General features: G+C 39.4%; 14 protein-coding genes and 2 pseudogenes. All 16 read right to left on the bottom strand.

Annotation, left to right across the window (positions count from 1 at the left end):
* Positions 1–8: 8 nt before the first annotated feature.
* Positions 9–794, bottom strand: a complete 786-nt coding sequence (locus GVY04_16000) for a hypothetical protein (protein ID NBD17575.1) — start codon at positions 792–794, stop codon at positions 9–11.
* Between the two features lie 91 nt (positions 795–885).
* On the bottom strand, positions 886–1,812 hold the full coding sequence (locus GVY04_16005; protein ID NBD17576.1) for a glycosyltransferase: 927 nt from the start codon (positions 1,810–1,812) through the stop codon (positions 886–888).
* A 7-nt stretch (positions 1,813–1,819) separates the two neighbouring features.
* Positions 1,820–2,941: a glycosyltransferase gene (locus GVY04_16010; protein NBD17577.1), complete on the bottom strand. Its 1,122-nt coding sequence runs from the start codon at positions 2,939–2,941 to the stop codon at positions 1,820–1,822.
* Between the two features lie 281 nt (positions 2,942–3,222).
* Entirely contained in the window at positions 3,223–3,657 is a 435-nt protein-coding gene (locus GVY04_16015) for a DUF29 family protein (GenBank protein NBD17578.1), read from the bottom strand.
* 24 nt (positions 3,658–3,681) lie between these two features.
* Entirely contained in the window at positions 3,682–4,482 is an 801-nt protein-coding gene (locus tag GVY04_16020) for a nucleotidyltransferase domain-containing protein (protein ID NBD17579.1), read from the bottom strand.
* Between the two features lie 169 nt (positions 4,483–4,651).
* Positions 4,652–4,891 (bottom strand): hypothetical protein, encoded by a 240-nt coding sequence (locus GVY04_16025; protein ID NBD17580.1) that lies wholly within the window; start codon positions 4,889–4,891, stop codon positions 4,652–4,654.
* Positions 4,875–4,997: pseudogene (locus tag GVY04_16030) on the bottom strand (DUF29 family protein). Before GVY04_16030 ends, GVY04_16025 begins: the two are co-directional and overlap by 17 nt.
* A 97-nt stretch (positions 4,998–5,094) precedes the next feature.
* Positions 5,095–5,838 (bottom strand): hypothetical protein, encoded by a 744-nt coding sequence (locus tag GVY04_16035; protein ID NBD17581.1) that lies wholly within the window; start codon positions 5,836–5,838, stop codon positions 5,095–5,097.
* A gap of 374 nt (positions 5,839–6,212) precedes the next feature.
* Entirely contained in the window at positions 6,213–6,467 is a 255-nt protein-coding gene (locus tag GVY04_16040) for a Txe/YoeB family addiction module toxin (protein ID NBD17582.1), read from the bottom strand.
* Between the two features lie 5 nt (positions 6,468–6,472).
* Positions 6,473–6,745: a type II toxin-antitoxin system prevent-host-death family antitoxin gene (locus GVY04_16045; GenBank protein NBD17583.1), complete on the bottom strand. Its 273-nt coding sequence runs from the start codon at positions 6,743–6,745 to the stop codon at positions 6,473–6,475.
* Between the two features lie 98 nt (positions 6,746–6,843).
* Complete coding sequence (locus GVY04_16050; GenBank protein ID NBD17584.1) at positions 6,844–7,491, bottom strand: Uma2 family endonuclease; 648 nt, start codon at positions 7,489–7,491, stop codon at positions 6,844–6,846.
* 336 nt (positions 7,492–7,827) lie between these two features.
* Complete coding sequence (locus tag GVY04_16055; GenBank protein ID NBD17585.1) at positions 7,828–8,298, bottom strand: FkbM family methyltransferase; 471 nt, start codon at positions 8,296–8,298, stop codon at positions 7,828–7,830.
* A gap of 299 nt (positions 8,299–8,597) precedes the next feature.
* Positions 8,598–9,593 carry a glycosyltransferase gene (locus tag GVY04_16060; protein NBD17586.1) on the bottom strand — a complete coding sequence of 332 codons (996 nt, stop codon included), beginning with the start codon at positions 9,591–9,593 and terminating at the stop codon, positions 8,598–8,600.
* 64 nt (positions 9,594–9,657) lie between these two features.
* Positions 9,658–10,533 (bottom strand): glycosyltransferase, encoded by an 876-nt coding sequence (locus tag GVY04_16065; protein NBD17587.1) that lies wholly within the window; start codon positions 10,531–10,533, stop codon positions 9,658–9,660.
* A 29-nt stretch (positions 10,534–10,562) separates the two neighbouring features.
* Positions 10,563–11,268, bottom strand: a pseudogene (locus GVY04_16070) (IS630 family transposase).
* A gap of 501 nt (positions 11,269–11,769) precedes the next feature.
* Positions 11,770–12,084 carry a hypothetical protein gene (locus tag GVY04_16075; GenBank protein NBD17588.1) on the bottom strand — a complete coding sequence of 105 codons (315 nt, stop codon included), beginning with the start codon at positions 12,082–12,084 and terminating at the stop codon, positions 11,770–11,772.
* Between the last annotated feature and the right edge of the window lie 72 nt (positions 12,085–12,156).

Here is a 12,156-nt window from a genome sequence, read left to right on the forward strand (position 1 = left end):
CGAATGGCTTATGTGTAGCCTAAGAAAATGTGAGTCTCAACCGCATCGAGCGGTATCGACTCACCCGCTTTCCTCCCCCACCTGTTCCGAGGTGGGGGAGTCCCACGGATCTTTTGTTGAATAATCCAGAATCGCTCCCACTCAGGTAAGATTAAATACTGTATTATGCCATAAACTCCCATGACCAGAACTCCCCAGAAAAAAACACGTTGGAGATTCTGGCGGTAGCGAGGATAATTTCGCCAGTTTACAAATAAATAGAAACAAAATAAGACTGGCGCACCCCAATCTAAAAAGTCAATTACGGCTCCTTGGAGTGGATTGCGTAATAGTCCAATGGCAAGGCTGTAAAACAAACTGCTAAAAATAAGAACGAAAGGTAAAGTCCCTTCGCGACGGCTTTTAGGAAGATGCTTCCAAAGCGTATCAATAGAGATAAAGACAACTAGATAAGGCGATAGGAGTATAGGACTCGGGTTTGTAAAGCTACCGCTAGTATAATCTGCCAAACGTCGAACTAAAGGGGTCAAAAACCACAGCCACCAAACAAAACCAACGTAAAGAATAGGATAGCGGTTATAGAGAAGCAACCCTACTGCACAAGCTCCTGCTGGAAAAGCAAAGTTCAATATTGTGCCAGCTCCGCCTACAATACTTGCTGCTGTCAATAGGATTAGTGAAAAGATTGCTATCCAACCGGCTACGGGTTGGGGGATTAAATAAAAAAAAGTCTTGACTATTTTTTCGGCTGAAAACCCAAGTCCATGATTATTTCGTTTTTTTAATCGATACATAAAAGGTAAGATCTTCTCGATTATGCTTGAGAAAAGGACTGGACAACTCTCTGATGAGAAAAAATTATTGATTGAGAAGTTATCGTTAAGTTTAGCTTTTTTTCCAGGTTTGCCAACCCTGCCAAAGTCCAATCATTGTCGCCTTCCACTTATACCAAACTAAATTCCCCTCACTCGGTAGAAACCTAAGCAATTGAACAAATCCACGTTTAGATCGATTTCCTATCAAAACTGTCCACAAAAGAAACACACTTCTTGGTACTGGTGATAAATGCTCTAGCAGGATTAAAGTTTCATTATGAACTTTATTCGCATGGGCAATTTCATTAAATTGAGCTCGCTGATCTTCGTCAAAACGTTGAGCAGGATAGTGGTTGACAGCGACAGCAGGATCGTAAACAAGTTTCCAACCTGCTCTTTTCAAGGCTAGGCAGAAGGCGAGTTCAAAATGAACCTGTGCTCCTGTTCCTCGCATCCTCTCATCAAAATGCATTCCTTGGATCGCGCTACGGCGAAAGCTCATATTAACTCCTTTCAGTACATCGACTTCTCGCGCCTCACCCACGCCTAGATGATGATTGCCAATGACTCGTCCAAACCACTGCACCCGCCCTACTTTCTCTGTCAGTTTCCTTGCATGTAATTGACTACCAAGATAGACCCAATCTCGTCCGCCAACTGCTGCAACACTTTTGTCTGAAAGGAAGTGGGCTTCAATTCGTTCTAGCCAATCCTGATGAGGTGCAGCATCATCGTCAGTGAAAGCGATGATGTCCCCAAAAGCTGAATCAAGACCAACATTCATAGCTGCGATCACCCCTGGTACGCTTACCTTTAAGGTTTTTAACGGTAACGACTCGGGATCAAAGTCTTCGAGAAATTTCCAAGTTTCTGAGTCATTGTCTCGGATTACTACCAATAATTCATCAACTGGACGAGTTTGGCGTTTCAGGGCTTCTAAGCAGCGTAGCAAGTCTTTTGGACGCTGATAGGTAGGGATAATAACAGTGATGTTCATCTGACAACTAATAATTTAATTGTTCAAACAAATTCAGGTAACTGCGTGCCATAACTGCCCAGGTATGTTTTTGAGCAACTTTTCTAGCAGCCTGACCCATTTGATTTCTGAGAGGAGCATTGTTTGTCAAAGTTTGTAATGCTTCAACTAATGCTTTGACATCATCGGGATTGGATAAAATAATTCCAGAATCTGGAGTAACCACTTCCGCACCGCCGGATGTCATAGCAGTAATGACAGGTAATTCACTGGCCATTGCTTCTAGTAGTACTAAGGTAAAGGCTTCATAACGAGAGGGAAAGACGAAAAAGTCCACCGCTTGCATAAGCTGGGGGATGTCTTGGCGATATCCTAAAAAATGGACACGTTCATCAATGTCTAATTCACCAGCAAGTTGAGGATAGGGGCTATCTTTTGTACTTCCAGCAACTGCCAAATGTAATTCCTGAACTTGAACTAATGCATGAAGTACCGTATCAAGGTTTTTGCGAGGGGTACGGATATCTCCGGCAAAAAAAGCGAGGGGAACTTTTTCAGGAAGCCCAAAGTTGATTCGTTCAACTTTTTTAGGGTGAAACTCTTCAATGTCAACTCCATTGAAAATCACCTTAATCTTTTGTGGAGGAACACCAATTGCGACCAGTTCTTCTTTAATTTTTTTAGAAACAGCAACAATCACTTTAGCTCGACGAAAAGCGTGCTTTTCCCAAGCAGCATTTAATGCTGTATAGATCCACTGGTAAAGACTGTAGAGATTACGATGGACTCTAATCGTGTGAACGCGCGATCGCGCCCAAGCACTATGGATAAAGTGAACGGCATTGACATCCCCTGGGAAATGAGTAATGGCACCGTTAACCTTAATCACATCAAATTCAGCGTGGTGTTGACGCAACCAAAGGGTACTTTTCCAGGAAAAAATCAAATTTCGGAGCAATTCTGTTGGCCAACCTTGAACAAAAATCGGAATCCAATTGATTTGGTTGTGCTGAACAAGGTCTGGCGCGATCGCGCTAGCCAGTAAAGTGACCTCATGCCCCCGACGGATCGCTTCGCCAACAATTTCATAATTAACTCTTCCTTGTCCATCCCCTGGAATAACTCGATGAGTAACAAGACACAGTTTCATCACAGCTTATAGCCTTTAAATCAAGCAGTGTATATGTATGGGTAAAGAATATATATAAAATTCGCTAGACTTTGGAAGTGCGATCGCGCCCCTGCCCTAGAGACCAAGTGACAGGAATCGGAATTCAATTGACTTGGCTATGCTGAGCAAGATACCGCTAAATCCAGTCTCAAATCGGTTTTGCATTGATTGTCTATATCATTTTGCTTGGTTGTCTAGCCACTCGTTGAAAAGCGCGATCGCTTGGTGCATTCCTTCTGAGTTATTATCTTCATTATTTTTTAGGGAAAAAAATTTTCGTCTAATACTTGTTCGAGAGGATAAGGATTTTGTTCGGGGAGCGTATCTAATCCGGTTTCCCTAGCTGCATCTCTTCTAGCACGAGGATAGCAGGTCGCGATCGCCTCTGGATCCTGAAGAACTTTTTTCAGGCTAGGAGTATCTTCTAGATAATCAGCAACATTATCTCTTTCTCTCGTAATTGTATTTTTCCAGCTTTTGCTGCGTTTTTCTGACTGATATTGCCATTTCAGTAAATGCTGCAAAATTAACCTTAAGCGAGAAAGTAGTTGATCCCGTTCTCTTTTCCCCAAATCCCTAATTTCTTCGACTAAATTTTCCAAATCTAATTCTTGCCAACGATGCTGTTCTAGCAAATGGGCTTGTTTCTCTGCCCAAACCACAAAATCCCGCTCGTAGATTGATTTGTTTGACATGTTTTGTTGCTAAGTTTTAAGGATTTATTTTACTTGTTTATCTAACCACTCGTTAAACAGCGTGATCGCTGGTTTGACTTTAGCTAAAACTGGCTGGACATTTTGGGCTAAAGCTAATACTCGCTCTGGTTTGAATTCAATGTTATAGAGATGACGCGCCAAATGTCGAAATTTGCGATATTCATCCAGCTCTAGCACTAAAGAACCGCTCCACAAAGGAGGACAATTGTCTCCTCCTGATTCTGCTACCTGTTTGAGCAGTTCCTGATGCCAGTTTTCGCCTCTTGGCAAACCGCCATCGAGCGTAACCGCGACTCGTTCGCTGATGCGCTCGCATCCCGTATAAAAATCAGCAATGTAGCTGGCTAAGGCAGGAGTAAGGGCAATTTCAGGTATAGTTTCTGCTTGAGCCAATACTGTCTGCAATTTCTCAACATTATTTTCCAGAGCGATCGTTTCGTCTTCAAGGCGGGATTTCAGGGCAAGATATTTGTTGTCTGACCTCGGGTTGAGGTTGAGAATACGAGCAGCGACTCGAGGAGGAACACGCTCTAAAGGAACGAGATCGATCTTCAACCAACTCGGAGCAATGTTTTCGAGAACTGAATCGGCCTTCCAAATCGCATCCTCTGACATTGCCTTCACTGCTAAGTCGAGGTCTGATTGCCAATGCCAGGGTCCATCTCCGGCTAATGAACCGAATAAGATTACTTCTTTGGCGCCAAACTCTTGCTTGAGGATTTTGATGCCTTGTTGAGCGACCGCCAGCGCTTCTTGTCGCCTCTGTTCTAAGGATTGCGGATCAGCGGTGACTATTTTACTCATTAATTCAGATCAATGGGATCACCCTAATTATGGTAGCAATGTGAGAGGGATGGATGCGCGATCGCTGTTGAGCCAACTGTGACACAAACTTCTGATGAGCCTCGGAGTCAACCAATTGAATCCTGCCTGCTAAGGGTCAACACTGGCACTGGGAAAACGTCGTCAATGATCAGTTGATTTTTCTTATATAACCACACTTCAGGAACTCGATAGGGAAGATAATCATTGATATCAGTTGATAGTCCCCTTCCCATAATCCTAAGCCTAATTCCGCTTGTGCTAACCACACCCCTTGCCCTTCTACAGATAAGGGCTGACAACAACCGCCTCTCAACTCAAAGGCACGGAACTCATTTTTCCAATGATTTTGATTGACTGCTCTCTCTGCCTTCCAATATTTCAGTATCAATGGTCTCAAACTCTCGATTTTGTAACTGTTCAACCGTTGCCAAGACCCAGAGATGATAATCGGTTTCATAGAGTTGTTTTTGTGCTTGTTTGGAGTCTGCTACCATGTTTTTTGATTTACGTTACGGCAACCAGTTTTCATCTAAAACTTTTTCTAAAAGTGCGATCCTGAATAAAAGAAAGAGTAAACCAACTTTAGATTCCTTATGCTTCAGGATCAATGCCCAATGCTCGCAATTGTTCTGCTAAACGTTCCGCCCGTTGAAATTCTTGTTGCGCCCGTTGAAATTCCTGTTCGGCAGGGGTTGGAATCCAATTATTATTTTGATCGTACCAACGCAGCCATTGTCGATTAATCCCCTGATATTCTCCTTGCCATAATCCTAAGCCTAATTCCGCTTGGTCTAACCAGACTCCTTGTCCTTCTGTCGATATAGGCTGATAACGGCTCCCTTTTAACTCAAAGGCACGGAACTCATCAGTGTAGCGGTTAAATACAAAATAATAGGGAATTCTCAGAATTTGCTCATAGACCGTCCACTTACTTGGAGGTTGGCTCGCTTCTCTTAAATTTCGCCCTAAGTCTTCCCCTTCCGTTCCCGGTGACAGCAATTCTACCACCACAAACGGATTGGCTCCTTCCTGCCAGGTGACATAACTTAAACGAAGGTCTTTTTCTTCATAGAGGCGAGACACTCCTAAAACCCCAAACCAGTCCGGGCGTTTATACCATTGCGTATGACGGACATCATAGTAAAGATTCAAATCACTACCGGTAAAGACCTGATCGCTGGGGTAACTGGGAGAACGAAAGGTCAGGCGCAACAATTCCGGTTGGAGCAGATGAAATTCGTCAGGCAAACCAGGTTCCTCGGGATCTTCACTGGGCAGATCATACATAGTAGGCAGGGTTTCTTTGGGAGAGAAAGGAGGATTGCTTTGATACATGATTGATTCCCGATGTGAAGGTCTCTCAGTATTATTTTAGCTAGTTGGAAGAAAGGGCGATCCAAATTCTACAGAAACTTTTCTAATGAACCGATTAATTCAATCATCAATTTTAAATTAGCCTTCTTGGCAACTATTCTCTTAATTAATTAATACAAGGCAATTACTTCGTCAGAAACTGAACGCGTTAATTTTTTAGGTAAGATATCAAGAAAAATTCTGAATCATGGAAATTATTACTTCCATAAAACAAAGCTCCTCGTCGATAATCAACCAAAGAAAACCCAGTTTTATTTAGTAATTGATCCCAGTATTGGTTGTTATGACAAGAAATATGACCATATAGGTTTATTTCTTTTTCATTTATAGAAACTTTAGTAATGATAACGGCACTGAACAATAACCATACAGTCGTCTTTAACTTGGTAAATGAGGCGATGTTCTTGGTTAATTCGACGCGACCAAAGCCCCGACATATCAAACTTAAGGGGTTCGGGTTTGCCAATTCCTGGAAAGGGAGTTCGTTGTGTATCTTTGATTAATTGGTTGATCCGTTTGAGTATTTTTTGATCTGCTTTTTGCCAGTAAAGATAGTCTTGCCAAGCATCATCTAAAAACATAATGTTCATAGAATTTAAGCGTCAGCAATTTCGTCTTCTTCAATTAACTCCCGTTGTTGATATTTACCCTCTTTTAATTGTTCTAATGCTTTGTAAAGACGCTGGGCGTTTTTGGGACTTCTTAGTAAATACATGGTTTCTTCAATAGCGTTATAGTCTTCTAAAGACATCATGACGACTGGGCTTTCTGACTGACGGGTAATGATAATCGGAGTATGATCTTCACAAACTTGATTCATGACCGAGGTGAAGTTTTTACGGGCTTGGGTATAGGTAATTGCATCCATAGCTATGATTCCAATATTTTTCTTTATTGTAACCATTTCAGTACATAAACGGTAAACAATTGTCCATTAACCTCGCCTCGTTTCCTTCATCCTGCCTGCTACGGGTCAATACTGGCACTGGGAAAACGTCGTCTTAAGACACGCATTGCTACACTTGCGCTGCGAATACTAGCAATTTCTAAACACTCTGCTAAAATTTCCTGTAGATTAAGGTTGGAAAAATAGCGACTACTAGAAACGATATTATAACTGTCATTATTGAAAGCATAAATTATCAGTTGATTTTTCTTATATAACCACACTTCAGGAACTCGATAGGGAAGATAATCATTGACATCAGTATAACTGGTGACATCAATTTCTAAGGCTAAATCGGGTGGAGGTTCTGTACTCCAATTAATCCGCTCTTTACCTACCGCAGCTTCCCAATTATTGATATAAAAGCTATAATCCGGTTCCAGTCCACTAATTTTTGGTAACTCCATTGTCATTGGAGTAAATGCTTCATAATTTTGCCCTAAATGATCGAGTAAAACTGTAATTAGATCGGCTATAATGTGAGCTTCCCGTCCATGTTTGGGCAGGGGTGACATCAGTAAAATTTCTCCGGGTCGATATTTAATGCGTGGGTTGGCTTTATCCCCTCGTCGTTCAATCAACACCTGATAGTCTTTCCATGTACCAAGCAAATGAACGACCACCCCTGGAGATAATTTAATTTTTTCTGGTGTGACAATAGCAATCATTAAATAATCAATTTAGTTCTACCGAATCTGTTATGCCTTAATCATAATTGTTAGTATTCCCCTACGCCTCTCCGAAGAGGTTGGGTCAACCTGTCTTCAATTATCTTGAGTTGTTAGATGGCAGGCTCGATCAAAGTGATTTTTATCGCTAACTGAGACTTGTAGAAAAAACGAAAAGGAGATCGTGCCCCTGCCCTCTGGACAAAGTGACAGGAATCTAATTAAGGTTTGCTGTGCTGAGCGAGTTACGGCGCGATGTCGCTTGGCGAGCCTCCGCAGGACATCGCACTGGTTAGTCAAGTGAGGTCATCCCCCTACAGATCTTTCATAGTCATTCTACATGCGAACAAAAATATCACCATAGGCAAAGCTAGTATAATTGCAAAGTTTATACTGAAAAAAGTCAATAAATGTAGGTAAATCCCACCAATTTTTCCTAAAGAATTCAGTTTTTCCAGAGCCTGGAATAACATTGACTTTAAGAACAGTATCTGTTAATTCTGATAAATAATAAAGACAAGCTATAGTCTTTTGAATCTCTGACTCACCGCGATCTAAATGATATTCAAAACATAGTACATTAATCGAAGATGTTAAACCTTTAAGGACAGATAATTCAAATCCTTCAACATCAATTTTACAGAATTTTGGATGTCCGTATTGAGAGATAAGTAAATCCAGAGTCGTTATGTCTACCGAAATTTTTTTAATCTGAGCCTCCTCCTGCTGCCATTCAGACAGGAAACTAGAAGCTCCAATATTTTCTTCATGAATATAAAGTGTTAGACTGTCTTTTTTTTCTCCCACACCTTTTTTTTACCCAGATTCGCACCTATATCAAAGCACAAATTCCCTGGCTTAATAAAGGCGCTGTAAAACTCCTCTTCGGACTTTAAATTCTTGAAATAACTAGGTTTAATAATGCGATAAGCGCCCAGACAAAATGAATTCCACATCCACAAACTGGAAAGTCCAAGCTGTGTAGGAGTTTTAAGGTTTGGAAATCGGAAATTCATTCTGCATAACTGCTTAATATAAGTTTGCAACGGCATCGTACATACCGAGCTTGAGTAGGAGTCTTTTACTAAGATTAAACTTATCAACACTCATTTTATAATACTCCTTTTTATCCTCTTTATTGGTAGAAACAACGAAGAAGGGATAAGATATTTATATAAATGATAACTCCAGAAAATCAATAAAATGTACTTGCCAAAATATCTTGTATTTTTCAATATAAAAAAGTATAGATTTACTCCATCCAAAAGAGAGTCTTCGCACGCCATTTTTTTGCAATAAAGACTGTATTCTTTTGACTTTAATTTATATAAAGCTTTGACCTGATTACTTAATGCATCACTTTGCCTTAGTTGCTGTTCAATAGCCTTGGTAGAATTTACCCGAACTCTGAGTTTAGATATGTTCAGATTTCCACCTTCATTACTAGTACCATTATTTCCATGTAAACGATATAAGGTAAGCGGTTCTGCTATGAAGTAAGAAGATTCCAAGCTCATGGTAACTATAGCAAGATATTCATCCACAAATATGTCCATTTCCCGTCTAAAGAACAGTTTTCCCTTAATCGCTTCAGCCCTAGCTGCATAAGTAGATCCTCCTCCAAATATAAGTTTTCTGCTGTAAAAATATGCGAGCAATTCGTTACCATTAATTTTTTTTTCCAAAATCTCAGTAGGTATATTTTCCGGATTTTTCAAACCAGTTTTCACATTCCAGTAATTATTAATATGAGAAACATGAGTAATCTCATCATCACTTTCAAATATTTCTACTACTTTCCGAATTTTTTCAACTGCGAAAAGGTCATCGGCATCTAAATTAAAGATATATTTCCCTTGAGATAGTTCTATCCCTAATTTGAGAGCACCTGCTTTCCTGGTATTTTGTATGTAATTATAATGAACTCTATTGCCATAAGCTTTAACTACATCAGCCGTATTGTCTGTCGAACCATCATCAATTACGATAATTTCTATTAATTCTTGAGGATAATCAGAAGCTAAGACACTATCAATAGCTTCTCCAATAAATTGACCGTAGTTATAAGAAGGAATAATTACAGTTACTAAAGGTAAAGTCATAAGTATTTATAGAGAAGTTTGCTCTTAATATTACATTACAAGCAAATATTTTTTAAAGATATAGCTACAATAATTTTAGGAAGTGAGAACGCTGAATGATTAAGGGCCATGCTTTAACCGCATTATTTCTAAGTAAGTAAATTGTTATATGAGCAAAATAAACTAATAAGAAAGTAGCTAGTTTGAATGGATTTGGAAAAATCTCTTTGTAACGTTTAATTCCGATATATAGTCTAGCAGCTTCTTGATGAAGATCATAATCTGTGAGAAGACCGATACTCTTAGCTCGAAGATTTCTACCATTAGTAGAATTAACAGAACCAGTGTCACATACCTTCAACTCAGGACAGTGTGTAATACGGTAGCCGCGCTTCAAAGCTCTCAAACAAAGGATCGCATCTCCCTGACCAAAGAAAATATCCTCTTCCCATTGTTCTTCGTTAAAAAATGACCGTGGAAAAACAGCGGCATGGATATGTACGCACTCAGGAGTCTCGTTTTTTGAAATAGCAGTATAATAACCACGAAAAGAAAGTTTTGTTGGACGACTTTTGTAACCTTTTCCATCTCTACTGTTACCAGTAATAAAAGTGCGTTTTCTCTCTTCAGGAGACATTTGCTCATATCTTTTCAGCGCGTTTTCAATGAAATCCGGATCAAGGTGAACATCATCATCAACAAATGCAATCAAGTCGGTATCTGTAACAAAATTAACAGCACAATTGCGATTGGCGTTCACACCGCGCTGCGGGCCTAAAATATATGTTGTGCCAGGATATTTTTCAACAATTTGGCTATTTTTTTGCTGTATCTCAAGGTCTGGCGAGTCATCAGAAACAATGGCAGAATAGGGCTTGACCTTAGAGTTCCAGATTGCACGAAGACAAGTATCGAGTCTTTCGGGGTCATTTCTAGTTGTGATACAAGTTGTTAATCGCATTGCTCGCTTTTCTCTAAGCTGTTGTGCATTTAAATTGGGATAACAGCGTTACCTTTATTTTTCAGCTTTCGCCCCCATTTTATGATTAAGCCTCCTTCATTTAGGAGTTGATTTAACACCGATTCTAACTCTTCAATTGATTTAAATAGGCGATGGGCTATATATTCCTTTGCTGAATGCCATACTAATTCAATCAGATTATAATCGGGGCTATATTCAGGCAAAAACTCTAAATAGAGGTTCGGCATTTCCACTTCAATTTGATCTAAGTATTCCTGCTTTTTATGGAAACTTGCATTATCTAAAATGATGACAATTTTCTTCAAATTCTTCGGCGGAGTTTCCCGCTTCTATCCATTCGTCTTTTAACTCTTGGTAAAAGACTTTCAAGACTTTATAAAAACTTTTTGAGTTTCCTTTCTCCACAAATTCGATAAATCTCTTCTTATCTGAATATCTCAGTCCTCCCATGGCATTGACTCTTCCTTTTCTTCTGTCTCCTCTCAGTTTCTTCCGAGTTCCTCTTTGACACCAATTTTTTCTGCGAATCACTCGTAAACTGAAACCACTTTCGTGAGGGGCTGGGTGGCGAATTGATTTCGCCACTCTAAACGCCCCGTCCCAAAACCAGACTTGTAGGCGTTCTGGAGCTTCTTTTTCAATTCTTAGATACTCATCGATATTTTCTTCTGTCTTTAAGGCTTTTTGGAGCTTTTCTTGTTGCTCAGATTTTAGGAAGTTCTTGGCTGGCATCTCTCCCCTCATTTTACCGATATTTAACTCTTAATAATACCCTATTTAGATGAGGAACAGCTTATTATATTTGGTACTTCTAATTTTTCAAGGAGAGAACTTTTTACTTTTATAATTTGAAAACGTTACTTTTATAAGTAGGTATGTAGTTAATTGCCTATTTTATGAACCAGGAATCTTATTTTTTAATTTTATTACAATTTGTTAATTGCATCGCTATTTTTTTGATTTTTTTTGATAGGTTTTTATTTCGTTTTATGACTGTTCGAGTCTGGCTTTTCAATAGGAAGAGGTTGCTGCGCGCTAGCAACGGATACTGGGTGAGAAATCAATCTATCTAACAACCTAAATGGTTTCTTTTAGATATTCGTAAAACGCTGTTGTCCAACATTTTGCAACGCCTACGACAAAAAAGTTAGGTAGATTTTGCTTGTTCATTACTGGGTGTTATTCTATTTTAGAGAAACTAGAAATATCGGCAGCTTAAGAATTTTTAAAGGGAATCATCAGAAAAAATATACTTTTCAGCCAAAATATAATTAGATATTTAACTCGCTCAAGCGATGTATAAAATGGCCACTTTAAAATTAAAGCTGAAATGGCTTGCATCTCCTCAATATTCCATTTTCCTTGCAAATAAAATTTCTTACGCCGATAATCAAGGTTAAGAGATAAGTCCACTCTTTCTGGATAATCAATGCTTTCTAAAAAATTATTGAGATATTTGTTAGTCATCTCAGTTCCTAGAGCAGGGTAAGCGCAAGAAAAATGAAGCTGTAATATGCTATTAGAATCCATCTAGCAATCAGGATTGGTCATGGCAAAAGGTTTTGGTGAAGCATCTATTTCCCCTAAAGAAAGAAGAAAATC

The sequence above is a fragment of the Cyanobacteria bacterium GSL.Bin1 genome, from assembly GCA_009909085.1.
GTDB lineage: Bacteria > Cyanobacteriota > Cyanobacteriia > Cyanobacteriales > Rubidibacteraceae > Halothece.